This is a genomic window from Mesorhizobium liriopis (assembly GCF_024053505.1).
Taxonomy (GTDB): Bacteria; Pseudomonadota; Alphaproteobacteria; order Rhizobiales; family Rhizobiaceae; genus Mesorhizobium_B; species Mesorhizobium_B liriopis.
Genome location: NZ_JAMXQS010000010.1, coordinates 128,260 through 153,256, shown reverse-complemented (window position 1 = coordinate 153,256; position 24,997 = coordinate 128,260). Strand labels below are relative to the sequence as shown.

The following is a 24,997-nucleotide window of genomic DNA, read 5'->3' as shown; positions in this document are numbered from 1 at the left end:
CAACCATAGGCGAGCCGGGAAAGTGACAGGGCGCTTACGCCACGCTATGACGGATTGGAATCCCTCCCGGTCATTCAGATGTTGACGACTGCAGATACCGACGCAAGCCAGCCAGAAGCGGGCCGCGAGCCAGACGCCCGCGCCGCCGATGTGCGTCCGAGCATCGAGACGCGCGAAGACGGCAGCACGCTGCATGTCGCCCTGGCGGGCGTGTGGACGACACGTATGATCGGGCTCGTCGACAAGGAAATGCGTGAGCTGGCCAACCGTGAAGGCGGCAAGCTTGTGCTAGACCTTTCCGGTGTCTCCAAAATGGATACGGCCGGTGCGTGGGTTGTGGAGCGGTTGATCGCTGCACTTTCAGACAAGGGCACCGAAACCGAAGTCACAGGTGGGAGCGAAGCCGCATCCACGCTGCTGGACGCAGTAGGCGAGTCGGCGCACAACAAGGACGAGCAGCCTTCCGGCGACACGCGCAACATCGTTATCCGCATGCTCGAGGCGATCGGGCGCGGCGTCTACGCGATGAAGGATGACTTCATTGCCTCAATGAATATCCTTGGCGCCACTATTGCGGGCGCGCAGTCCAAAGCGGGCCGTGCCGGCCATTCGGTCAATATCACTGCTATCGTTCACCACATCGACAAGATGGGCGTGGGCGCCATTCCGGTTGTGGTTCTGATGTCGGCCATCGTGGGTGCCATCGTGGCGCAGCAGGGTGCCTTTCAGCTTCGCTATTTCGGCGCCGAGATCTTCGTCGTCGATCTGGTCGGCATCCTCGTCTGGCGCGAATTGGGCGTCTTGCTCACAGCCATCATGATCGCGGGCCGTTCGGGCAGCGCGATCACGGCCGAAATCGGTTCAATGAAGATGCGTGAAGAGGTGGACGCTCTCAAGGTCATTGGCCTCAACCCGGTCGGTGTGCTTGTCTTCCCGCGCCTCGTCGCGCTGGTGATCGCAGTTCCTTGCCTGACGATCGCGGCCAATTTTGCTGCGCTCGGCGGCGCAATCTTCGTGACTTATATGTATTCAGGCATTTCGCCCGAAACTTTCATCGAGCGCATGAGGGCGACGATCGACATCAGCACGATCTTCGCCGGACTGATCAAGGCGCCCTTCATGGCACTCATCATCGGCACGCTGGCATCGGTCGAGGGCATGAAAGTGGGTGGCAGCGCCGAGTCGCTGGGCGCCCGTGTGACGGCTTCCGTGGTGAAGGCCATCTTCGTGGTCATCATCGTCGACGGCTTCTTCGCCATCTTCTACGCGGCAATCGACTTCTGATGGACCAGACCGTGCAAGAAGCCCCTGCCGAACAACAAGCGCCGCATGGCGATCCGAACGAGATCATCATCGAAGCGCGTGACGTGACCGTCGGCTTCGGCGGCAAGACCGTGCTCGAACACCTCAATCTCGATATTCGCCGTGGCGAGATCCTCGGTTTTGTCGGTCCTTCGGGCGCAGGCAAGTCCGTCCTTCTGCGAACCATTCTGGGGCTGAACCAGAAGCAGGAGGGTACGGTCAAGATTTTCGGTACCGATATCGACAATGCGTCCGACGAGGACAAGACGCGGGTGGATATGCGGATGGGCGTGCTGTTCCAGCACGGCGCGCTGTTCTCGGCGCTCACCGTCCTCGAGAACGTGCAGGTTCCGATGCGCGAATATCTGGATCTGCCGAAAGAGCTCATGGACGAACTCGCCATGCTCAAGATCGAGCTGGTCGGTTTGAAGCGCGATGCGGCGAACAAGTTTCCGTCGGAGCTTTCCGGCGGCATGATCAAGCGCGCGGCGCTTGCGCGCGCGTTGGCGCTCGATCCCGATGTGGTTTTCCTTGATGAGCCGACATCCGGCCTCGATCCCATCGGCGCCGCCGATTTCGACGAGCTCGTCGCCAAACTTCGCGACACGATGGGACTGACCGTCTACATGGTGACGCACGACCTCGACAGCCTCTTCTCCGTTTGCGACCGCGTGGCGGTGCTCGGCCAGAAGAAGGTGATGGTCGAAGGCACGATCGAAGAAATGCTCGCGAGCGAAGAGCCGTGGGTGAAAAGCTATTTCCGGGGGAAGCGCGCGCGCCAGCTCGACATGGAAACGCGCAGCTAGAAACACGGACCGATGGAAACCAGAGCAAATTACGTCATCGTCGGCATATTCACGCTGTTGGCCGTGCTCGCCGCCTTCGGCTTCGTGTACTGGACCGCGGGCATCGGCGACCGCGGTGAAACGGCTATCCTTCGCGTGCGTATCCCCGGCTCTGCGTCCGGCCTCGGGCGCGGCAGTGCAGTTTTGTTCAACGGTGTGAAGATCGGTGACATCCAGCGTGTCTTCATCGACGCGCAGAACCCGAGCGCTGCGATTGCCGACACGCTCGTCGATCGTTTGACGCCGATCACGCGTTCGACACAGGCCGATATCGGCCTCGCAGGCCTTACCGGTCAGGCTAACATCGAACTGAAGGGCGGAAACCTTCAGGAACCGAACCTCATCACCGAGGCTGAGGAACAGGGGCGGGTCGCTGAAATCTCCGCCAATCCCTCGGCAGTAACGAACCTGCTCCAAACCGCTCAGGACATCTTCGAGCGTGCGGACAATGTGATTAGCCAATTGGAGGGTTTTTCCAAGGATGTACGGGGACCGCTGACGGACACCGCGCGCAACGTGCAGACATTCTCCGACGCGCTCGCGGCCAATGCCGATGGCATCGACCGCTTTTTGGAAAGTGTGACAGCTGTTTCGAATGAGTTGTCCGGGTTATCGGGTAAGCTCGACGGGTCCATTCAGGCCGCTCAGAATATTCTGGAATCGGTCGATCCAAACCAGATTCGACAGATCGTGGATAATGTGAATGGCATCACAGCCGATGTCCGTCGCACCAGCGCCAGCCTCGACCGTGTTGTGGCAGGCGTCGATACCGCGCTTTCCAACTTCTCGAACCTTGCGACCAACGGCAACACGGCGGTTGGGAAGGTCAACGGCATTCTCGACTCCGTTGACCGCGATCAGATCCGCAGCGCGATCTCTAATATCGAGCAGGCGAGCCGCACGGCCAACGCCGCATTGGTCACTCTGCAGGATGTCAGCCAAGGCGCACAGAATGCCTTGCAGGACATCCAGCGTGTGACGAGCACGGTCGGTGGCCGTACCGATGAGATCGACCGTGCCATCGCCGACGCGAGCCAGCTCGCCACGCGGCTGAACGCGGCATCGGTTCGGGTCGATGGCATCCTTCAGAAGGTCGATTCCCTGCTGGCTTCCGACAACACCGAGGGTCTGATCGCCGATGCTGGTGCAACCTTCCGATCTTTCCGTGAGACGGCGGATTCGATCAACAAGATCGTCCAGTCGCCGGACGCGCAGGCTATTGCCAACAATGCCAATGCGACGCTGGCGAGTTTCCGACGCGTCGCCGAGACGCTCAATGGGCGCATCGGGCCGATCACGGATGGCTTGACGCGGTTTACGGGTCAGGGTCTGCAAAACGTCAATGATCTCGTGCGCAGCACGCAGCAGTCGATCAATCGGATCGAGCGCGCCATCACGGATTTCAGCGACAATCCGCAGCGCATCCTGTCGGGCGGCGAGGGCGAAGTGCGCCGCTATGATGGGGGACGCGCGCGGCGCTGATCTTATTGCCTCCGCCTCGCTGAGATGCTGTTTGCGAGCCGATATCGGCTCGCTGCATTCTCGCAGCGCTCATCTGCGGAATGCATAGCCGAACGCTGAAGTGCAAACAGGCATCGTTGCTCATGCGCGGCCCTGCCTTGTGCTTACGCAACCTTAACTTTTCGAAGGCTGTTGCCGGCAAGTGACAGCGTTTCATTGCTCTTCGATGCAACACAGGGTCGGAGACAATGCGCCTGACTCGATCGGGCGCGAATGATCGGGACGAGTGAGGGTTTCGCGTGAAACGAGCTTCTAAAGCGGTCAGCGTCATGCTTCTGGCAAGCTTGCTCGCCGGTTGCGCCGCGCTCGGTGGTGGGCCCGCACCGCTCGATACTTATGAGCTGACGGCACCCTCGATCAGTGAGCGCCCGGCACGCGGGCGCACCCAAATCCTGATCGCCGACCCGACCGCGCTCAAGGCACTGGACGGGCAGAACATCGTCATTTCGCCGCGTCCCGGCGCCGTCGAATATCTCAGCGGCGCCCAGTGGTCCGACCGTCTGCCACGCATCGTGCAATTGCGTCTCGCGGAGACATTCCAGAAGGCCGGCGGCTTTGGCGGCGTAGGCCGTCCAGGCGAGGGCCTCGCGATCGACTATCAAGTCATCGTGGAAATCCGTCGCTTCGGCATCTCGGTCAACGGCGGCCGCACGGCCGATGTCGAGCTCTTCGTGAAACTTCTCAACGACAAGAATGGCACGGTGCGCGCGACACGTGAATTTACCGGCCGTGCGCCGGTATCGGGCGCCGGCAACGCGGCTTACGTCGATGCTTTGAGCGCCGCTTTCGGTCAGGCCGCGACACAAATCGTGGACTGGACACGCAGCCGGGTTTGAGCCGGCCGAGTTTGGTTGCACTTTTCGCTTTTTGGGCAACAACTGGCCGGCGAGGCGAAGCATCTCTCAACCGCCTGCCTCTGCACTCACGGCCCGATGCAGCCCAGTTCAGTCATTAATTAGAGCATTCTAGCGCTTCGACAGGTCGGCGCCGAGACGCATCGGCGAAGGCTTGGCGATTAGCCGAATTTTGGCCTCGAATGCCATGAGCGCCTTCTGTTCCGGCGGCAGAGCCTGATCGTTGTTGCGTCCGTCAACTGATTTTCCGCGCTTTAGCCTGCAGCCCAAAAACGTGGCGCCTGTTCGGCCCTACTCGCACTACGCTGCGCACGACATGGCCTCTCAGGCTTGACGCGATAATCCCTGCCCTTTGTTGCTCACCGCCATGCGACCTGAGAATTCACTCAGTGTCCGACATGCGGTTCACTGGCGCGGCTGCCTGACCGAGGCCTTGGACGAAAACGGGGCGCCGAAGCGCCCCGCATTTTCATCGTTCGAACCGGCCTCTATTTTAGCCGCCCTGATGCGTGAGCGAGCATCGTGTAAACCTTGCCCGTATCGGAAGTGAGATACTTCTGCGTCGCCGCCCGGTCTGTCTTGGCGACTTGGCGGATCAGCGTCTGGAAATCCTCGCAATAGTGATCGACGATCGCGCGGAATTCCGGGTCGGCCTGATACTTGCGTTTCGTTTCCTCGAAAGTCTGCTGGCCCTTCAGGGTGTAGAGGCGGCGCGTGAAGATATCGCGCTCGCCGCGGCGATAGCGATCCCACAGCTCGACCGAGGCGTCGTGGTCGATGGCGCGTGCGATATCGACCGAGAGCGAATTCAGCGAGTCGAGCATACCGCCGACTGCGTTGTCTTCGGTCTTGAGAGCAGGTGCTGTGGCGGGCTGGCCCGCTTCCTGAACCGGCTCAGGCTTACGCACAGGCTTCGGCGCTTCGGCTGGGCGCTGCTCGCGGGCCGGTAGAACCGTCACATTGCCGTCGAGCGTGCCTCGCAGATCGGCTTCGACTTCAGCATCCGGCTGACGCACCGCGGCCTGCGGACGGGGCGATTCCGGCGGGCGCGGCGTCTCCTGGCGAGGTGCGGGGCGCGGTTCTACGATATCGACGGTGCGGCCGGTCCGGGCCACGATATCCGAAAGTTCCTTGAGCGCATTGATTTGCTCGCTCACGGCACGGCGGATAGCGGTCGTTGACTGCTTAGCCTCTTCCGGCATGTCGAGCACGCCGCGCTTCAGTTCCGCGCGTGTTTCCGACAGCTCGGAGCGGATCGAGCCGGCTGTGCGGCGCAATTCTTCCGTCGCATCGGTGAAGCGCTGGGTTGCAGCTTCGACCACTTCGGTAATCGCACCACGGATGCCTTCCGTCGTCGCCTTGGTGCGATCCTGCGCCTTGTCGAGGACGTCACCGATATAGGACTCGAAGGACCGCATCAGGCGCTCGATGTCTTCCGACTTTCTGACCAGCGACACGGCCAAGTCTTCGAGCGCGTTCTGGCGATCGTCCAGCGTGGAGACGAGGTTGGATTGTGCCGAGCCGAGGAGGTCGGAGGCGGTCGTCAACAGGCGCGCATGCTCCTCGAAGCGGCTGGCGATGCTCGCCACTTCGGTGAGCGTCTGCGACGACATATCCGCCACGCGGCCGACATTGGCGTCGATGAGACGCGCTGAGGAGGCAAAAGTCTGCGCGGCCTTCTCAGTGCTCGCCGCAAAATGCTGCGTGCTCTGGTTGAGGCGCCGATCGACGGTTTCCAGGCTCTCCTTGGCGAGGTCGACCAGTTCGTTGAGCTGCTGGCTCGATCCGGAAATCTTCTCGACCAGCTCGCCGACGCCACCGGTGAGGCGATCACCCGCAGACGACGCGGCCTGTATCGTTTCCTCGGTGCTGCGGGCGAACTCGCCCCGAACCGCTTCGCTTTCAGCACGCAAGCGCTCTGCGGCACGGGCCGTGGTAGCTTCAATGGCACGCTGGAACTCGTTGCCGCCTGTCATGAAGCGTTCCACGAGCGGACGGGCCGTGTTGTCGAGCACACCGGCAATCGCATTGGTGCGCTCGTCCAGAATGCGGCTGATCTCGCGCGTGTTGTCGCCAATATTGCGCGCAGCCTCGTTGGTGGCCTCCGTGATGTGCTGCCCGACCACCGCGAAGGTGTTCGAGATGACATCGGCACGTGCCGAGAGTTGGCGCTCACCATCCGCGATGGACGCGCGAACGGTGCGGCCCAAGGCTTCCGCAGTCTCGGTGATGCGCGCCTGCGCCTCGCCGAGCTGTTCGGTGACGCGCCCGACCGCGGCATCGGTGCCGATGGCGAGACGCTCGGCGGCTGAAACGATAGCTGTGTCGATGGCGCGAGTGCGAGCGTCGAGCTCGTTGCCGGTTGCAACGATGCGGCCGCTGATGCGCTGTGCTGCCTCATCGAAGCGCGACGACAGCGCCTCCACCTGACCGCCGAGGTCGTCGGCCGTGCGGCGGGACATGTCGACGACACGCTCCTCGGCGCGAGTGAAAACGTCGGCCAACTGACCGGCGCGCTCTTCCAACTGCTCGCTGGCGCGCTCGGAAATCTCGACCACGCGCGTCTGCGCCTTTTCGAGGCTTTCCGTGATGTCGCCAGCACGTGCGCCGATCTCGGCCGCGCTGCGGCCGATGCGGGCGGTGATACGACGATCCACATCGTCGAACACGCCGGCGATTTCGTTGGCACGGGCACCGAGCGAGGCTGCGGTCAGATCGACATGGGCGGCCAACTGGCGTTCGGCCTCCTCGAAGGAACCACCAATTGCTTCGGCGCGTGCCGTGAGTTCGCCCGCGACCTGCTCGACACGGCGGGCAATTCGCCCGTCCGCGTCTTCGAACGTCTTGACGAGCTCAACGGCGCGACGGGCGAGCGTGCTGGCCGTATCGACGGCGCGTGCTACGAGCTTCTGGTCGCCATCCTCGAAGATACGGACGATCTCTTCGGCGCGCAGCGCCACGGCACGGGCCGTTTCCTCGTTGCGGGTGCCGAGCTGGCGATCCGCATCCTGGAAGATCTGTCCGATCTCCGCGGCCTTGGCGGCCAAGGTCTCGCCGACCGCCGAAGCACGCTCGGCAAGGGTGCGACCGGATACGTCGAACGAGGCGTTGACCGAGCGAGCCGCATCGGACAATTCGCGGCCGAGATCGGCGGCGCGGGCGGTGATCGCCTCGGCATTGGCTTCGGTCTGAGTTGCCAGCTTGCGACCGGCGTCCTCAAAGCCTTCTACCATTTCGCGGGCACGGTCATGCAACTCGCGCGACATCTCTGCGCCGCGGCCGGCGACTTCCATCGCCGTCTGTACGGCGCGTTCCGTCAGGATCGCATCCGCGCGTTCGAAGTTCGCGGCGATCTCGCCGGTGCGCTCTTGCAGCGCGGAAGCCAAGCTCTCGACGCGGTTCGAAAGGTCTGCGCTCGACAGTTCGACCCGCTCTGCGAGGTTGCGCTGGGCCGTCTCGAAGCGGCGCTCGAGGTCAACCGCGAGGTCGGACATCGCACCTGCTGCATTCTCGTTTCGCGCGAGCATCGCAGCAGAAGTTGCTTCGGCACGCTCGACCAGACGGCGGTCCGCGCGATCGAAGGTGTCGGCGATCTCATGCGTGCGAGCCGCCAAGGCTTCTGCCGTCTGCTCTGCGCGGCGAGCCAAACGCTCGTCGGCGTCGTTGAGCGCCTGGCCGGACTCTTCCACCAACATGGTGGTCAGCTCGATCACCTTGTCGTGGAGCGCGCCTGCGGCGTTGGCGGCGCCCAGTTCGAGAATTTCGCGCACATTCTGCACGCCGCCTTCCAAAGCGCGCGACAGGTCGGCGGTGCGGGTGCCGATATTGTCGGCATGGGCGCGGAAGACCTCATCGATGCGGGCGACATCACCCGCCAACGCGCCGGTGATTTCTGTGCGACGATCAGCGAAAGTCTCGATATGCGAGGCTAAGTGGCGGTCGAGTTCGGTGCGGGCGTCACCCAAGCGATCGAGATCTTCATCGAGCGCACGGGTGAAGGCGAGGCGTCGATCGGCGAGACCGTTGATTTCCTCACCCACGCGGCCCTCGAAGTCGGCGCGAGCCTCGGTGATCTGATCGAGATCAGCCTGCAGCGCGCGACGCAGGATGGCGCGGCCCTCAGCCAGCTTTTCGACTTGGCTCGAAACGAGCGTATCGATCGAAGCGCGGTGTTCCTCAAGCTTGCCAAGGTCTTCCGCCAGTGCGCGGGACAGCACGTCGCGTCCTTCGGCCAGCTTCTGCACCTGAATGTTGGCAAGCGCTTCCACCGAAGCCTTCGCTTCTTCGAGCTTGAGAAGGTCGGCATCGAGGGCTGCGCGCAACCGATCGCGGTCTTCCGCCATGCGGTCGGACTGCGCTGTCACCATGGCATCGATGGCGACACGGCTCTCGTTCAGCTTGGCCAGATCGTCTTCGAGCGAGCGCGCCAGCTCTTCGCGACCCGCCGCGAGCGTTGCAGCCTGCTCCTTCGCAATGCTCGTAACGGCCGCGGCGATGGCGTCGCGAGCCTGAGACAGCTTCGCGATGTCGTCTTCGAGCGCATCGCCCATGGCGTTGCGCGTTTCGATGAAGCGCTGGGCATGATCCTTCGCCATCGCATCGAGCGAGGCACGGCTGTCGGCCAAGCGGGACAGGTCCGCTTCCAGCGCGCGACGCAGGATGTCACGGCCTTCAGCCAGCTTCTCGACTTGACCCGTCACCATCCCGTCGATCGAGGCGCGGCTCGATGCGAGTTTTTCGAGATCCTGTTCGAGCGCACGTGAAAGCGCCTCGCGACCCGAAGCCAGCGACCGCTCGTGCTCGCCGACGATGGTGCCAATGCGCGCATCGAGTTCCGAACGGGCATCGGCCAGACGTGAAAGATCGGTCTCGACCGCACGCGCCAGCTCGGCGCGGCCATCGGAAAGAACGCGCGAATGATCGGAGAGGAGCCTGTCGACCGAGGCGCGGCTTTCAGCGAGGCGCGCCAGATCGGCTTCGAGCGCATCCGACAGAGCCTCGCGACCTTCCGCGAGCTTGCCGACCTGGGCAACCAGCATTCCGTCGAGCGCCGTGCGCTCCTCAGCGAGACGAACGAGATCGGCTTCAAAGGCACGGGCCAGCTCGTCGCGGCTCTCAATAAGACGCCGCTCATGCTCGGCGGAAAGACTTTTGACGCGATCGTCGAGATCACCGCGCGAGGAGGCGAGGCGGGAGAGGTCGTCTTCCAGCGCGCGCTGCAGGTCGGCGCGGCCTTCGCCCATGCGCTCGATATGGATGGCCATCATGTCATCGACGGCAGCGCGGCTGTCGGCGAGCTTGGCGAGATCAGTTTCGAGCGCGCGGGCGAGGTTCCCGCGGCCTTCGGTGACCATGCGCTGATGTTCCGCAGCGATTGCGTTCATGCGGGCGTCGAGGTCTGCGCGACCTTCGGCGAGAGCGTGAAGGTCGGCTTCCATGGCCTCGCGCAGGCGCTCACGACCCTCGGCGAGCTTACCAACCTGGGCTGCGACCATCTCATCGATCGAGGCTCGGTTTTCGCCCAGCTTGGCGAGGTCGGCTTCGAGCGAACGGGAAAGCGTCTCACGGCCTTCCGCGAGCTGTTCAGCCTGACGGCTGATGAGGCCGTTCAGCATGTCATCGATGTCGATGCGCGCCTTTTCCACATGCTGCAGGTCGCTTTCCAGAGCGCGACGCAGGATGTCGCGGCCTTCGGCAAGTTTCTCGACCTGACGAGACACGAGGCCGTCGATGGAGGAACGGGCGACCGACAGTTTTTCGAGATCGTTCTCCAGCGTGCGCGAAAGCATTTCGCGGCCGCTTTCGAGATGCTTGGCCTGATCGGCGATCAGGGTCGAGAGCGACACGGCGACATCGGCGCGCGACTCTTCGATCTTCGAAAGATCGGCTTCCAGCGCGCGACGCAGGATATCGCGACCCTCGGCCAGCTTCTCGACCTGGCGTGACACCAGACCGTCGATGGAAGAGCGGGCGTCGCCCAGCTTTATCAGGTCGTTGTCGAGCGCACGCGCCAGCAGGCTACGGCCTTCAGCGAGGCGGCCGATATGCTTGGCGATGGATTCGTCCATCTGCGTGCGGGTGTGACCGAGCTTCTGCAGATCGTCGTTGAGCGAATGAGCCAGCGCGTTGCGGCCGTCTTCGATCCGGCGAAGCTGCTCGTTCAGGGCCTCGTCAATGCCGGTGCGAAGCTCGCCCAGGCGGGCGATATCGGTTTCAAGCGCGTCGGACAGACCGGTACGGCCCTCCGCCAGTTTCAGCACGTGCTCACCAATGGCATCATCAAGCGCAGCGCGGGTCTGATCGAACTTGGCCAGTTCTGTGTTCAGCGCCGCAGTCATGCCAGCGCGGCTCGCTTCGAGCATATCGGCGTGCTGTGAAACCAGCGCGTCGATCTCGCCGCGCGTCTGGGACAACCGAGCGAGATCGTCCTCGAGCGAGCGCGAAAGGATCTGACGGGCATCCGCCAACTGACCGGCGAAAGCAGCGGTCCGCTCTTCGGCAAAACGGCCTTGCTCGGCGAACACGGCGTCTACCGCTGCGCGGGCGTTGGAAAGCTTGGAAAGGTCATCTTCGAGGGTTCGTGAGAGTGCGTCACGCGCATCCGCCAACCGAGCAGCAAAGGCTGTGGTGCGCTCTTCCGTCAGGCGGCCCTGCTCTGCGAACACAGCGTCCACTGCCGCACGGGCATCTGAGAGCTTCGCAAGGTCGTGTTCCAGCGTCCGGGAAAGGGCGTCTCGTGCTTCCGACAGCTGCCCGGCGAACGCCGCGCTACGCTCCTCGGCGAAACGGCTTTGCTCGGTAAAGACGGCGTCAACCGCAGTGCGTGCATCCGAAAGCTTGCTCAAATCGTCTTCAAGCGTTTCGGCAAGCTTGGACCGGGCATCAGCCAGTTGGCTGACAAACGCGTTGCTGCGATCATCGATAAAGCGCGTATGCTCTGCGAAGACGGCGTCCACAGCACCGCGCGCCTCGGCGATCTTTTCCAGATCGTTTTCCAGAGCCGTGGCGAGCGTAGAACGGCCAGCGGCCAGCTGGTCGGTGAGCGCGGCTGCGCGGTCGTCGAGCAGGCGGGCCTGTTCGACAATGCCCTCGTCGAGCTTGGAGCGGGCATCACCCAGTCGTGCCAGATCATCTTCCAGAATGCGCGACAGTTCAGTGCGGCCTTCGGCGAAGCGGTCGGTCAGTTCGATGCGGCGCGCTTCCATGATTTCGGACGCGTGATCCACGAGGCTGGCGATATCCGTGCCGATGCGGGCACGGCTATCTTCCACGACGCGCGCGAACTCGTCACGGCCGGTGTTGAAGGCGTCACCGATCTCGCGAGCGCGTTCGAGCAAGGTGTCGTTGATCGCGCGGGCGCGGCCATCGAGCGCGTTGTGAAGTCGCTCGCCGCCAGCATCGAAGGCAGCCACGCGGGCGTCGAACTCGCCGAGAAGGGCGTCGCCGCCCTCGGAAAGCGAGCGCTGCATGTCGGTGACACGCGCATCGAAACGCTCGTTGAGTAAGCGTGTCGCCTCATCGGTCGCTGCGACCATGCCGCTGGTGCGCTCTTCGAGGACCGCGGAAAGGTGTTGAGCGGCGCCTTCCGTGCGAGACTGAAGCGCATCGAGGCGCGCGTCGATCAGGCCGGCGAATTGCTCGCCAGACGCGTTCATGCGGCCATCGATGCCGTCGAGGCGTTCGTCGATGATGCCGGCGATCGACTTGCCGCTCTCGTTCAGGCGCTCGATCAGGCTGTCGCCGGAGCCGGCGATGACGCCGGAAAGATGGGACGAAGCATCGGAAATGTTCTTGCCGATGATCTCGCTGGCAGCCGAGAGTTCATCCTTGAGGGTCTCGTGGGCACCGGAAATCGACGCGCGCACGCGCTCGGCGTGGCTGACCACGGCCTCACGCTCGCTGCCCAAGCCGTCCACGAGAGAGCGGATACGCTTCTCGTTTTCGGCATAGGAGCGCTCGAGCTGGTTGACCTCGGTGTGCACCAGCGTTTCGAGTTCGACCGCGCGGGTGAGGGTACGCTCGATACCCTCGTTCATGGCAGCCACTTCGCGGCGCACAGCCTGGCCGACCGACATCATGCGCTCCTGCGCGGCGCTCTCCGGCTCGGCGATGCGGAGGGCGGCTTCGGTCATGGCTTCCGCGGCCAGGCGCATTTCCTGTGCGCGGCGGACCATAGCAGCAAATGCCCAGAACAGCATGATCGGCACGATCACGCCGACGACCACGCCGAGCAAGGCTGGACGCGCAATGAAATCGGAAAGGGACGTGATGCTCCACAGGCCGGGCGCAGCGACCGTGTCGGCCACCACGACGCCGCCCGCGATCCAGGCGAGCGAGAGCAGCGCCATGGCCCAGTAAATGCCGTTCGAAGGCTTGCGCTCGGTCAGCGGCGGGCGGGCGATCGTGGTCGTGGCAGCGGCGGAGTCGTCGTTTGCAGGAGAATGACCTTCCGGCTTGAGCGGCGACATGCGCGGGCGAGCAGGTTCTGACGTTGCAACGACGGTCGTCGCAGCAGCAGCGGCGACAGAAGCGGGTGCGGCATCCGCGACCGGCTCCTGACCGTTGCGGCCCTCGCGCACGATCTCGTCGGCGGCCTGGGAAATCTGCGCTTCCAGATCGTCCATCGAGAAATCGAGATCGCTGCTCGAAAGGTCGAGTTCGAGGTCGTCATCAAGATCGCGCGACACGTCGCTGCTGGTCTTGGTGCTTGACGGATTTCGAGCCATGTCGCCGCTACCCTGTACTCGCCCTATCCAAAAGCCCGGCGCGGGGGTCGCCGGCGGATGAGGAAGGCTACTCATGCACTATCCCACAGGGTAAAGGCGCCGTTAAGCAAAGGAAACACGCAAAAGCGCCCGAAGCCTAAAACTTTAAGATAAAGTTAACGGCAGGCGCGGTGTTCCCCTGATCGGGCCGATCCCTCGTGGAACCGTATAAACTGCGTGCCATTAAGCCCGGATGCATGGGGAAGCGCTAGTTTAAAGCGCTGTGTTAACGAAGGATTCAGGGGATGAGCGGTGGACAACCGGACAGCAGCAAGCAAAATCAAGGGGCTGCGGGCAGGGTGCTCGATCTCGATCATCTCGCCCGGCAAACTTTCGATGATCGGGCGCTGGAAGCAGAAGTGCTGACCGCCTTCATCCAGCAGGCCGAACTGTTTGGAAAGCGGTTGGCCGAGCCGAACGAGTCGCTGCCGGGTGAGCTGGCGCACACGATCAAGGGCAGCGCGCGTGCTGTCGGGGCATGGGGTTTGGCAGAGCTTGCCGAGCGCTACGAGAACGCCGAAAGCGAGCCCGATCGCGCCAAGTTGGTAGCCGCCATCTTTGAGGCCGATGGCGCGGCACGCGCAAGGCTGCGCGACCTCTCGTAGCGTTGACACCATCCGCGGCCCCTTTATCTCGGATGGAGGCAGCCAGGCAGGATTTCATGACCAAGCTTACTTACATCGCCTTCGACGGCACGCGGTTCGATGTGGATGCGTCTGACGGCTCGACGGTAATGGAAAATGCCATCCGGAACGACGTGCCAGGCATCGATGCCGAATGCGGCGGTGCCTGCGCCTGCGCCACCTGCCATGTCTATGTGGATGAGGCATGGACCGATGTGGTCGGCGAGCCTGAGGCGATGGAAGAGGACATGCTCGACTTCGCCTATGACGTTCGGCCGAATTCGCGTCTTTCCTGCCAAATCAAGGTGCGCCCAGAACTCGACGGGTTGACTGTCAGCGTCCCCGAGCGCCAAGGCTGAAATTCTCTCTCTGTGAAAGGCAGCACTCTTTTATGTCGGATGTGATCGAGACCGATGTTGTCATCATCGGCGCAGGGCCGGTCGGCCTCTTTGCCGTTTTCGAGCTCGGTCTATTCGACATGAAATGCCATCTCGTCGATATTCTGGATCGGCCAGGCGGACAGTGCACCGAGCTTTACCCGGAAAAACCGATCTACGATATTCCGGCTTGGCCTTCGATCCTCGCGCAGGATCTGGTGGACAAGCTGCTGGAACAGATCGAGCCGTTCAAGCCGACTTATAGCTTCAACCGCATGATCGCCGGCATCGAGCAGCTCGAGGATGGCCGTTTCCGGCTCTCGACCGATGATCAAGAGGTGATTGAGGCCAAGGTCGTCGTGATCGCAGCGGGCGGCGGTTCTTTTCAGCCGAAGCGCCCACCCATTCCCGGCATCGAAGCCTTCGAGAATGAGAGCGTGTTTTATTCGGTTCGACGGATGGAAGCGTTCCGCGGCGAGGATGTGCTGATCGTCGGTGGCGGCGATTCCGCGCTCGATTGGACGCTCAACCTCCAGCCGCTCGCGCGTTCGTTGACGCTCGTTCATCGGCGGCCCGAGTTCCGCGCGGCGCCCGACAGCGTGAACAAGATGTACGCGTTGCAGGAGATGAAAAAGCTCGATTTTGAGGTCGGTCAGGTAACGGCGCTCAAAGGCGACGGCGGAAAGCTGCAATCGGCGACCGTGAAGGGGCCGAACGGCGAGGTGGAGGTGCCTTGTACTCGGCTGCTTCCGTTCTTCGGACTGACCATGAAGCTCGGCCCGATCTCGGATTGGGGGCTCGAGCTCAAGGACAATCTGGTCGTGGTCGATACCGAGAAGTTCGAGACGACGCGGCCTGGGATCTTCGCCATCGGCGACATCAATTGGTATCCGGGCAAGCTCAAGCTCATCCTGTCAGGCTTCCATGAGGCGGCGCTGATGGCGCAGGCCGCCAAGCGGATCGTCAGCCCCGGTGAGCGGGTCGTGTTCCAGTACACAACCTCGTCGACGAACCTGCAAAAGAAGCTGGGAGTCGCTTGAGCCTATTTCCCGTTTGCCGCTTCCATGCGCTGTAGGCGGTATTTCAGCAGGGTGATGATCCGGTCCTCGAAGTTGCGTCCCTCGATCCGGTCGAACCGCGCCTGATCGGCGTCGTGCTGGGCGAGCGCCCTCGTGCTGACGGCCTGCGCGCTTGCCTGTGCGGCGCGGCAGGAGGGGAATTGTCCAAGCCGTTCCAGTGAGGCTTCCAACTGCCGGGCATGATTTTTGGCGATGCCGATATGGCTTTCCTCATGCCGCTTGATGTCCGAGGCGAGCGTATCCCAGATGAGACGCGTTCCCTGATCCGCTCGATTGGGTCGTTTCCAGCGTGGCAGCTTGACCGAGGCCTTCACCGATATGTCGGCATTCGCGATGCGGCAGGAGCCATTCTCGCGGGCGAAGGTGAGCTTCGAGGTGAACTCCAGCGTGGTCGCGCCCGGATGGCGCTTGCCGGTCGCTGCGATCTGGGGTCCGCGACGATCGAGCTCGCGTTCGATTTCGGACAGGGTCGAACCGCCGACAGAAAAATAGCTGTAGGTCTTGGAGACGCTTGCGGCCAGAGAGCTGCCGGTGCCGCCCATCATCAATAGAGCGCCGATCAGAATGGGTTTCAGCATGTTGCCTCCTGCCGCACCTTGAGCTAGGCGCTCGCGCACCCTAACGCATTGCGCGGCGAAAGCGCCGCATAACGAGCCCGTGTCCCCAACAATGTCCGTTCGCCGCTGGCATCTTGCGCATGGCCGGCATCTCGACTTGGGAGATGCGTCGGTGATCATGGGCATCCTGAACGTTACGCCCGACAGCTTTTCGGATGGCGGGAGGTTTGCTGCGGTCGACGCTGCCGTGGACCAAGCGCGCCGCATGGCTGATGAGGGAGCGGCCATCATCGATGTGGGCGGCGAATCCACGCGGCCTGGCGCCGAAGCGGTGACGGCGGATGAAGAACAACGACGCGTTCTGCCGGTTGTCGAAGCGCTGGCTTCGACCGACATTCTCATCTCGGTCGATACTTATCGCGAGGAGACCGCACGGCTCGCGGTGCAGGCTGGCGCGCATGTGGTCAACGATGTCTGGGGCTTGAGCCGCGAACCGGGCATCGCGCGTGTTGCATCGGAGACCGGCGCGGGGCTCGTCATCATGCATACCGGACGGGGACGCCACAAGCTGCCGGATGTCATCGAAGACCAGTTTCAGTTTCTGAGGGAAGCGCTTGAGAAAGCGGAATCTTACGGTGTTCACCGAGAGCAGATCATACTCGATCCCGGCTTCGGATTTGCCAAAGAGACGGCAGACGAAAACATCGCTCTCATGTCGCGCACGCGCGAGATCCTTAACCTCGGCTATCCGCTTCTCGTCGGTGTTTCGCGCAAGCGCTTTCTCGGTACGCTGACCGGGCGCGAACCTGAGGCGCGCGATGTTGCCACCGCTGCGGCCAACGCTCTCCTGCGTTTGCAAGGTGCCGACATCTTCCGCGTTCACAACGTCAGAGCCTCGCGTGACGCGTTGCTGATCGCGGATGCTGCGCGGGGCGCTCATATTGAGAGTCAGGATCTTTGAGCATGTATGTGATCCGGCTCAAGAATTGTGCCTTTCATGCGCGCCATGGCGTGCTGAAGGAGGAGGCTTCGCTGGGGCAGCGATTCTTTGTCGATGCCGAGCTTCACGTCGATGCGCCCATGGCACTCGAAAGCGACAAGGTGGAAGATACGGTCCACTACGGGCACGTTTTCGACCTGATCGAAAAGATCGTCACCAACGAGCGATTCGATCTTATCGAAGCGCTCGCCTACGCGGTCGGCGGACAGGTCCTCTCGCAATTCCCGGCGACGAAGGCGGTGACCATCACGATCCGCAAGCCGTCCGTGCCGATAGCTGGAATTCTCGACCATGCCGAAGTGAGCGTGACGCTGCCTTGAGCCTTTCGCGCGTTTACTTGAGCCTCGGCGGCAATCTCGGCGATCCACGTGGGGCTATGGCGAAGGCGTTGCGGGCGCTCGATGCGAACGAGCGCTGCAAAGTTGTCGCGGTCTCAGCCTGCTATCGCACGCCACCTTGGGGGAAAATCGACCAACCGGATTTTCTCAATGCCGCTGCGGCGGTCGATACCGTGCTCAGCCCGCGTGCCTTTCTCGATCTCTGCCTCGACACCGAAAAAGCGCTCAAACGTGAGCGTGGCGAGAGGTGGGGACCGCGCCTCATCGATCTCGATATTCTTTTGTTCGGCGGTGCCGTGCTGAAGGAAGAAGGGCTCGAAGTACCGCATCCGCGCATGGTCGAGCGCGCATTCGTGCTCGTACCCCTTCAGGAAATCGCGCCACAGCTGACCGTAGCAGACAAGCCGATCGGCGCTTGGATCGAGCGCCTCGACACCAGCGGCATCAAGCGCGAGCCCGGTGACAACGACTGGTGGCTGACTGACGTCTAGCTCGATGCGGCCTGCTCTGTGGGCCTGAGCTTGTCGGCCGTTTCCGCATTCATCGCGCGACCCTTGTGACGCGGTTGGGTGAGCGGCGTCGGCACGGGCATATTGCCCTTCATGAAGCCACGGCCGGCCTGCAGGCCGCCTGCGATCTGCGCTTCTAACCGGGCCGTGTCGCGGCGCCGAACTTCTTCGATGATCTCGTCGGCTTCCTCTTCCGGGATGTCCAGCTCGTCCAACGTGGCGCGGCCGAAAAGGAGTGCCGACTCGAATGTTTCGCGCAGTTGATATTCGACACCTTCGCCGATCAACTGAATGGCCGTGCCGCGATCGTAGGCGCGCGCGAGGACGGGAATAAGTGGAAACTCTTCGCGCATGTTCCGGGCGATACGAAGAGCGATGTCGCCATCGTTCACGCAGATCAGCACGGCCTCAGCATTACCTGCGCCGGCGGCGTGAAGCATGTCGGTCCGCGTGCCGTCGCCGTAATAGACCTTGAAGCCGAAATTCGACGCAGCCTGAATCATCTCGACATCGTTGTCGATGATGGTGACGTCCACCCCGCGCAGCAGGAGTGGCTGGCTGACGATCTGGCCGAAACGGCCGAAGCCGATGATGAGCACTTTTCCATCGAGGCCATCCGCAACATCAACACCTTCCAGCGACTGCTCGCGCGCTGGGGTGATCCGCTCGATGGCAATCAGAAGAAGTGGCGTCAGCGCCATGGACAGGATGACGGTCGCGGTCATCACCGCGTTGGTCTCGACCGAAAAGATTTGGGCTGCGGTCGCTGCGGAGAACAGCACGAACGCAAACTCGCCACCCTGCGCGAAAAGCCCGACGCGATGAAAGGCGGACCGGTTATCTGAATGTGTGAGGCGAGCCACGAGGTATATGCCGATGCCTTTCACCAGCATGTAGCTGATGACAGCGCCAAGGATGAGTGGCCACTGCGCAGCGATCACGCGGAAGTCGAGCGACATGCCGACCCCCAGAAAGAACAGGCCAAGCAGGATGCCGCGAAAGGGTTCAATGTCCGCTTCGAGTTGATGGCGGAAGGTCGATTCGGACAGCAGGACGCCAGCGAGAAACGCACCCATTGCCATGGAAAGACCGCCGAGTTGCATTGCCAATGCAGCGCCCAACACAACGAGTAGAGCTGCGGCCGTCATCACCTCGCGTGCTTGAACAGCGGCGAGCAGGCGAAACAGTGGATTGAGTAGCCATAGACCCGCAGCCACGAGCAGGCCGAGCGAGCCGATGGCGATGCCGACGGCCTGCCAGCGATCGGAGGCCGTGGTCACTTCGCCCGTCGTGTCGAGTAGTGCGACAAGCGCCAGAAGCGGCACGATGGCCAAGTCTTCCAAGAGAAGGATCGAGACGGCTCGCTGGCCATCCGGCGTCGCCGTTTCCCCGCGTTCCTCAAGCAGCTGCATGACGATTGCCGTCGAGGAGAGCGTGAACCCCATTCCGGCGATGAAGGACGCTGCGACCGGAAAGCCGGCCGCGACGCCGACGAAAGTCAGCAGGATTCCGCACACGAGCACCTGCGCTACGCCGAGCCCGAAAATCTGCCGACGCAGGCTCCAGAGCCGCGAGGGCTGCATTTCGAGACCAATGATGAAGAGGAACATCACCACGCCGAGTTCGGCAACGTGGATGATGGACTGCGCATCGGTAAAAAGGCCGAAAACGAACGGACCGATGACGACGCCAGCTGCAAGGTAGCCGAGAACCGAGCCGAGACCGAGCTTCTTGAAGATCGGAACCGCGATGACGCCGGCGGCAAGCAGCGCCACCACCTGAACAAGATCGCTGTTCGCGCCTGCCTCGACCGCCATGACTTCATCCCCCGACTCAACCTGCAAGTCCGGAAGGGCCTGCGCGGTCAGACTATGGGAAGCGCAGGTGACAAACGCAATGCGAGCGGGTGTTTACTCAGGGACCGAACTGGTGGCCACCTCGTCCACGCGCTTGAGGCTCATGCCGATCACCGGCACCAATTCCTTCTCGACCCGCACCGAGACGGTCACGGTCATGCTGTCCGGATCGGAAATCTTGGCGAGCATCGCGCCCTTGAGCTGGTTGCGATTGATGCCGAGCACCATCTTGGTCTTGTCGACGACGCTACCTGAAACGATGTCGAGGCCTTCGCCCTTGGCGCCGTCCTGGAACTTGCCCTTGTAGGAGGCTTTCCCGTCCTTCTCGACAGTTGCGGTCATCTTCTGCGTGAACACGCCGACACGGCAGCCGCCGTCGAGGGTGAGGCCCATTTTCTTGTCTGGCGTGGTGCCGACGAAGGTACAGACGAACTTCGTGCCCTTGAATTTGCCAGCGACGATCTCGCCGGGACCGACCCAGTTGCCACGCGCGTTGGAAAAAAACTCCTTTTCCTTGTCGGCGGCGTAGGAAGCCGAAGCAAAGAGAAGCGAGGGCGCAAGCGCCAGGATCAAGGCAGATTTCATGGGGCATACCCTCTGGCGAGGTGATCGGTTGATCCGACCATCGCCAATCAAGGTTAATGCTTCGCTACTTTTCAGTGCGCGAACGCGCAGCGACACGCGCCAAAGCGCTCACGAAATCGCCAAGTCCGGGACGCGGCACGGCTGTGAAAGGGAGGGGACGTGCGGCTTCCATGGCAGCAATGCCGATGCGCGCGGTCATCGTGCCGTTGATGACGCCTTCGCCCAGTTTCGCCGAGAGCCGTGCCGCAAGGCCGTGGCCGACAAGTTGCTGGATCACGCTGTCACCGGCCGCAATCGAGCCGGTAACGGCCAAATGTGCGAGGGCCGACCGGGCAAGGCGAAGGAAGCCGAGCGTACCCGGCCTCCCGCCGTAGAGTTCCGCGAGCCGCCGCACCAGCCGGCTGCCTTCGAAGAGAACGAAAGCCACATCGTAGACTGCCCTTGGGCTGACGGCGGTGACGAGCGAAACACGTTTGGCCGCTTCCAGCACCAAGGCTTGAGCGCGCGTATCGATCGGGCCAAGGAGTTCGGTCTCAGCCAGCCGGAGCAGCGAGTCGCCGTCGATCACGTCATCGCGCAACTCATCGAGAATGCGTCGGCCGGAGGCCGTTTCAGGGCGGGAAGAAAGCAGCGATTCGAGGTCGCCGACGAGGCTGCGTGCCGCGCTGGCATCGTTTGTCTCAAGCACCTGCCGCGCGCGTTCACGCATGGCTTCGACAGAGGCGAGGCGGCGCAGGGCCAAACCTTCGCGCAGGAAGATGGCGGCCAAAGCCAGCACCGTTATGCCTGCAGCGCCGGCCCCGACCCAACCGAGCCATTCGGCCCGCGCGAAGAGATCGCGCAAAAGAGCATCTGTCCACAGTCCGAAGGCGAGCGACAGCAGGACGCCGAGCGCGCCGAAGAAAATGCTTGTGAGTTTCGAGCGACGTTTCCGCGGCGCAACCGGCTGAATAGTTTCTTCAAGCTCGGTCGGGGCAAAAGCGTCGATTTCGTCAAGCGCGACTTTGTCGTCTCGCAAATCGAACGCGCTGGGGCGTCGCGCGGGTTCGACCGGCACCTCGACCGGATCGACCGAAAACGAAGCAGGGCGCCGGCGCTGGTCGCTCATGCGAGGCGGTCTCCCACGAGGAACTGGATCGCGCGGTCGAGCCGGATATGGGGCAGGGAAAGTGTCAAGCCGTCAGGCCCGCGTTCGAGCTTCGGCGGCTTGAACCGTACGAAACGGATCATCGGATCGTCCGCACGCGCTTCGAATACCGCGTCCGGATTGCGCGGCAGATCGCCAGGGAAGATCGCGGTTTCGGAGTGGCCATCGAAGGTCTTTCCGTCGATGGTCTCACCTTCAAGCGGCGTACCGATGATGACGGGCAGGGTATCGATCCCCTGCCTCGCCGTGCCCTCACGCGTTGCGCGCACCGCGGCCATAGCGACCACATCGACATCCGCACCTTCCACGCCCGCGCGCTCGATGGCGCGCTGGGTGAGGCGTCGCACAATGGCCTGAAGCCGGTCGTGGCTTGTATGATGCAGATGATCGGCTTTGGTGGCGGCAACCAGAATGCGATCGATGCGCCGCGCGAAGAGGTCGCCGAGCAGCGAACCACGACCCGGGCGGAAGCAGGCCAAAATTTCGGTCAGCGCGCGTTCAAGATCGGCAAGAGCGGCAGGCCCGGCATTAAGCGCTTGAAGCGCGTCCACGAGCACGATCTGCCGGTCGAGACGTGCGATATGCTCGCGGAAGAACGGCTTCACCACGTGGGTCTTGTAGGCCTCGTAGCGCCGCTCCATCATCGCATGAAGCGAGCCGCTCTTCGGTGTCGCGCCGTTCGGCGGAGGAAGAGGCGAGAAGGTCAGCGCGGGAGAGCCGTCCAGATCACCAGGCATCAGGAAGCGGCCGGGTGGCAGGGTCGAGAGCGCGCGGCGATCTGCTTTGCAGGCGCGCAGGTACGCGGCGAAGCTCTCGGCAAGCGAGCGAGCGTCCATTTCGTTCGCAGGCCCGGCAGGCGAGGCAGTCTTCGCACGTTCGCGCCACTCGGCCGATAGATCCTGGCGCACCGGCAGTTCGGCAAGCTCCCAAGCTTCGCGCGAAAATTCGGCATAGCTTTTTCCAAGCAGTGGAAGGTCGAGAAGCCACTCGCCGGGATAGTCCACGATGTCGAGCGAGAGCTTGCCGCGCCCGAGCAGGCGATTCCAGGCCGACGCCGACTCGTATTCGATGGTCAGCCGAAGTTCTGAAATAGCGCGCGTAGAATCAGGCCAGACGCGCGTCTTCACCAGGGAGTCGATATGATCTTCGTACTGAAATCGCGGCACGGCATCGTCGGGCTGCTCTTCGAGAAAGCTCTTAGCGATGCGGCCCGAGCGGGCCGCTTCAAACACCGGCAGGCGACCGCTATGGACGATATTGTGGACGAGCGAGGAAATGAACACCGTCTTGCCCGCGCGAGACAGGCCTGTCACGCCGATGCGAAGGGCCGGCGCGAAAAGTTCGCTTGTTCGGCCTGCGAGCGTGTCCAGCGCGATCAGCGCTTCATCGGTGAAACTGGTGGTTCGCGCCAATCAAGCCGCCTCGGTGAATGCGGCTGGGATATAGGGAAGTGCGACGACGTTTGAAACAGCGGCGGCTATTTCGGCGTGATATAGGCTGTTAGCACCATGCTGCGCGGCGTCAGTTCGCTCAATTGTCCATCGCTCTCCAGCACTGCCAGTCCGCAGGTCGGGAAACCACCGGCCATCCTCGCGCGCTCATGGGCATCGCCATCCCCTACCAGATCGAATGCCAGTTCGGAGATGGAAGGATTGTGGCCGATGATCAGGAGAGACGGCGCATCCGATTGTTTGACGAGGTCCAGATAGCCTCTGGCATCCGCATCGAACAGGTCTTCGGAATAGTCTACGGCGCTATCCCCCCAACTCGCGCCGAGACCTTCGAGCGTTTGGCGTGTTCGCAATGCCGCCGAGCAGAGTACGCGCTCCGGCTGTGAGAATCGCTCGAAAATCGTGCCGCCCAAGCGCTGTGCATCCTCCTTGCCGCGCGCCTCGAGCGGCCGATCAAAATCGCGCATTCCTGCTTTGGCTTTGACGGCTTTGGCGTGGCGGAGAAGAAAGAGCGTCGTCATCAGCCTGTCTCGAAAATGGTTACGAACGCTCAAGTGGTTTGACCCAAGATTCGGGCAAGCCGCACTGTGGCAATGTGGCACTGCAATATCATGAGTTTGCGAACTGGCCTGACATTTGCGTGACCCATCTCGGCGCCATGCTTGTGCAGCGCCCGCCATACGGGTATATGGCGCGCAAAACGGTCTTGGGGGACTAGTGTTATGGGCGAAACAACAACCGCCGTGTACGTTCCTACCGACGACGAGCCGTTCATGAATGAGCGGCAGAAGGCCTATTTCCGGGCCAAGCTTCTCGACTGGAAGAACGACATCCTTCGAGAGGCGCGCGAGACGCTGGAAAGCCTTGCGCAAGAGAATGCCAACCATCCCGATCTGGCCGATCGAGCCTCGTCCGAAACGGATCGCTCCATCGAGCTGCGCGCCCGTGATCGCCAGCGCAAGCTGATCTCCAAGATCGATTCGGCACTTTTCCGTATCGAAGACGGCACATACGGCTTCTGCGAGGAAACCGGCGAACCGATCTCGCTGAAGCGTCTTTCGGCCCGACCGATAGCCACGCTTTCGATCGAGGCGCAGGAGCGCCACGAGCGCCGCGAGAAGGTTTATCGAGACGAGTAAGAAGCTCGCCCAATTTTAAGCGCCGCCGGGCTACTGACGGCGGCGGCTGGTCAACTCTCCCAGCAAACGGGTCATCTCGTCATCGAGCGATGGCGTTGCGCGATCGAGCAGCGACGTCTTGTCTTCCGCTCCATTCTCATTGCCGGCTTGGGGTGCCGCTTCAAGCGGTGCCTGAACGGTTGCGGGCACGGGCGCCGCTGGCATGGAAGGCTGCGCGGGGCGGGCCGTTTCTGTTGAGGTAAGAGCTGCCGTAGGACGAGCGACCGAGTGTTCGGGACGCGTCGGAACGAATGTCTGAAGGGGCTTTGGAGCCTGCTCGGGCGAAGAGGGCGGCTGGCTGCTGGCTTCAGTACGCTGCGTTCTGCCATTTTGAGATTGTGCTGCGGCCGGCGCGCGAGGCGATTCCATAATCTGACGGGGCGTGACAGCTGTCGCTGGCTTCTCCGGCTTCTGCGTGGGCTGCTGCGTGGCCGCCGGGCGAGGCTTTTCTTCGATGCGTGCCGGTGCAGCGTTCGCAGTGAGCGCAGGTCGCGCCTGTTGCGACAGGCGCTCGGCTTCCGGTTCGTCCTGAACGATCTGCTCATCGCGAGGTGGTTCGCGTCGACGTTGGACGGCGACGCGAATGTTCTGCTCGACCACTACGTCTGTCGGTCCACCGATCAGGATCAGGTGCTCGACATCATCACGACGCACCAGCAGCAGCCGGCGGTGGCTGTCCACCGGCGTCGCATCCATGACCGCCAAGCGGTTCTTCCGGTTGCGGCCACCCTGCACGAAAGTGCCGGCGTTCAGGTTACGCGCCAGCTTCACGAGTCCGAGCACCAGCACGAGGCCGATCAGCGCAAGGAGCGTCCAGAGGATGGCATCGACATAAGTCGGCCCCGCCAAGCTCTCCAGCCAACTGCGCATCCGATATCCCCGCTTCGCGTGAGTTGGGCGGAGACTAGACCGTTGCCGCGCGGACCCGCAAGCTGCGTTTCCCTCCCTTCCACGGCTCGAATGCCTTGCCTTTCAGCACAGTTTCGTCATGGCTTGCCGCGAGGCGGGGC

At 62.6% G+C, this 24,997-nt stretch carries 19 protein-coding genes; 11 read left to right on the top strand and 8 right to left on the bottom strand.

What is annotated here, in order from left to right; translation table 11 throughout:
- The first annotated feature begins 78 nt into the window (after window positions 1-78).
- The 4 genes from NGM99_RS20145 (at window position 79) to NGM99_RS20130 (ending at window position 4,504) form a co-directional block, all read left to right on the top strand.
- Window positions 79-1,284, top strand: a complete 1,206-nt coding sequence (locus NGM99_RS20145) for an ABC transporter permease (protein WP_252822301.1) — start codon at window positions 79-81, stop codon at window positions 1,282-1,284.
- Complete coding sequence (locus NGM99_RS20140; RefSeq protein WP_252822299.1) at window positions 1,284-2,108, top strand: ABC transporter ATP-binding protein; 825 nt, start codon at window positions 1,284-1,286, stop codon at window positions 2,106-2,108. The genes NGM99_RS20145 and NGM99_RS20140 overlap by 1 nt, the downstream gene beginning before the upstream one ends.
- A gap of 12 nt (window positions 2,109-2,120) precedes the next feature.
- Window positions 2,121-3,629, top strand: a complete 1,509-nt coding sequence (locus NGM99_RS20135) for an MlaD family protein (RefSeq protein WP_252822298.1) — start codon at window positions 2,121-2,123, stop codon at window positions 3,627-3,629.
- Between the two features lie 278 nt (window positions 3,630-3,907).
- Complete coding sequence (locus NGM99_RS20130; protein ID WP_435371464.1) at window positions 3,908-4,504, top strand: ABC-type transport auxiliary lipoprotein family protein; 597 nt, start codon at window positions 3,908-3,910, stop codon at window positions 4,502-4,504.
- A 506-nt stretch (window positions 4,505-5,010) separates the two neighbouring features.
- Here the strand turns inward: NGM99_RS20130 and NGM99_RS20125 are convergent.
- Entirely contained in the window at window positions 5,011-13,248 is an 8,238-nt protein-coding gene (locus tag NGM99_RS20125; protein WP_252822296.1) for an apolipoprotein A-IV repeat region-like domain-containing protein, read from the bottom strand.
- Between the two features lie 284 nt (window positions 13,249-13,532).
- Here NGM99_RS20125 and NGM99_RS20120 point away from each other — a divergent pair, with 284 nt between their 5' ends.
- Genes NGM99_RS20120 through NGM99_RS20110 form a run of 3 tightly spaced genes read left to right on the top strand, consistent with a single transcriptional unit; the run spans window position 13,533 to window position 15,327 of the window.
- Complete coding sequence (locus NGM99_RS20120; protein ID WP_252822294.1) at window positions 13,533-13,892, top strand: Hpt domain-containing protein; 360 nt, start codon at window positions 13,533-13,535, stop codon at window positions 13,890-13,892.
- A gap of 56 nt (window positions 13,893-13,948) precedes the next feature.
- The gene (locus NGM99_RS20115) at window positions 13,949-14,269 is read left to right on the top strand and encodes a 2Fe-2S iron-sulfur cluster-binding protein (RefSeq protein WP_252822292.1); all 321 of its coding nucleotides are present in this window, start codon (window positions 13,949-13,951) and stop codon (window positions 14,267-14,269) included.
- A 32-nt stretch (window positions 14,270-14,301) separates the two neighbouring features.
- The gene (locus NGM99_RS20110) at window positions 14,302-15,327 is read left to right on the top strand and encodes an NAD(P)/FAD-dependent oxidoreductase (RefSeq protein ID WP_252822291.1); all 1,026 of its coding nucleotides are present in this window, start codon (window positions 14,302-14,304) and stop codon (window positions 15,325-15,327) included.
- 2 nt (window positions 15,328-15,329) lie between these two features.
- On the opposite strand, the gene NGM99_RS20105 is transcribed toward NGM99_RS20110, so the two are convergent.
- Window positions 15,330-15,944: a DUF922 domain-containing Zn-dependent protease gene (locus NGM99_RS20105; protein ID WP_252822289.1), complete on the bottom strand. Its 615-nt coding sequence runs from the start codon at window positions 15,942-15,944 to the stop codon at window positions 15,330-15,332.
- Window positions 15,945-16,035: 91 nt separating this feature from the next.
- Between NGM99_RS20105 and folP the strand changes: the two genes are divergently transcribed.
- From folP to folK, 3 genes are read left to right on the top strand one after another with little or no spacing between them, the layout of a single operon-like run.
- Window positions 16,036-16,884, top strand: a complete 849-nt coding sequence (folP, locus tag NGM99_RS20100) for a dihydropteroate synthase (RefSeq protein ID WP_252822287.1) — start codon at window positions 16,036-16,038, stop codon at window positions 16,882-16,884.
- Window positions 16,885-16,886: 2 nt separating this feature from the next.
- Entirely contained in the window at window positions 16,887-17,243 is a 357-nt protein-coding gene (folB, locus tag NGM99_RS20095) for a dihydroneopterin aldolase (RefSeq protein WP_252822285.1), read from the top strand.
- Window positions 17,240-17,752, top strand: coding sequence for a 2-amino-4-hydroxy-6-hydroxymethyldihydropteridine diphosphokinase (gene folK / locus NGM99_RS20090; protein WP_289852582.1), 513 nt, complete (start codon window positions 17,240-17,242; stop codon window positions 17,750-17,752). Before folB ends, folK begins: the two co-directional genes overlap by 4 nt.
- Here the strand turns inward: folK and NGM99_RS20085 are convergent.
- From NGM99_RS20085 to NGM99_RS20065, 5 genes are all read right to left on the bottom strand, one after another.
- Window positions 17,749-19,587, bottom strand: a complete 1,839-nt coding sequence (locus tag NGM99_RS20085) for a monovalent cation:proton antiporter-2 (CPA2) family protein (protein ID WP_252822283.1) — start codon at window positions 19,585-19,587, stop codon at window positions 17,749-17,751. The two genes, folK and NGM99_RS20085, sit on opposite strands and share 4 nt — an antisense overlap.
- A 93-nt stretch (window positions 19,588-19,680) precedes the next feature.
- Window positions 19,681-20,211, bottom strand: a complete 531-nt coding sequence (locus NGM99_RS20080) for a hypothetical protein (protein ID WP_252822282.1) — start codon at window positions 20,209-20,211, stop codon at window positions 19,681-19,683.
- Between the two features lie 64 nt (window positions 20,212-20,275).
- On the bottom strand, window positions 20,276-21,319 hold the full coding sequence (locus NGM99_RS20075) for a YcjF family protein (RefSeq protein WP_252822281.1): 1,044 nt from the start codon (window positions 21,317-21,319) through the stop codon (window positions 20,276-20,278).
- Complete coding sequence (locus tag NGM99_RS20070) at window positions 21,316-22,770, bottom strand: YcjX family GTP-binding protein (protein ID WP_252822280.1); 1,455 nt, start codon at window positions 22,768-22,770, stop codon at window positions 21,316-21,318. The genes NGM99_RS20075 and NGM99_RS20070 overlap by 4 nt, the downstream gene beginning before the upstream one ends.
- Window positions 22,771-22,835: 65 nt before the next feature.
- A complete protein-coding gene (locus NGM99_RS20065) occupies window positions 22,836-23,330 on the bottom strand; it encodes a SixA phosphatase family protein (RefSeq protein ID WP_252822279.1) in 495 nt (164 codons plus the stop codon).
- Between the two features lie 201 nt (window positions 23,331-23,531).
- Here NGM99_RS20065 and dksA point away from each other — a divergent pair, with 201 nt between their 5' ends.
- Window positions 23,532-23,948 (top strand): RNA polymerase-binding protein DksA, encoded by a 417-nt coding sequence (gene dksA, locus NGM99_RS20060; protein WP_252822278.1) that lies wholly within the window; start codon window positions 23,532-23,534, stop codon window positions 23,946-23,948.
- 30 nt (window positions 23,949-23,978) lie between these two features.
- On the opposite strand, the gene NGM99_RS20055 is transcribed toward dksA, so the two are convergent.
- Window positions 23,979-24,857 carry a flagellar biosynthetic protein FliO gene (locus NGM99_RS20055; RefSeq protein WP_252822277.1) on the bottom strand — a complete coding sequence of 293 codons (879 nt, stop codon included), beginning with the start codon at window positions 24,855-24,857 and terminating at the stop codon, window positions 23,979-23,981.
- Window positions 24,858-24,997: the final 140 nt, after the last annotated feature.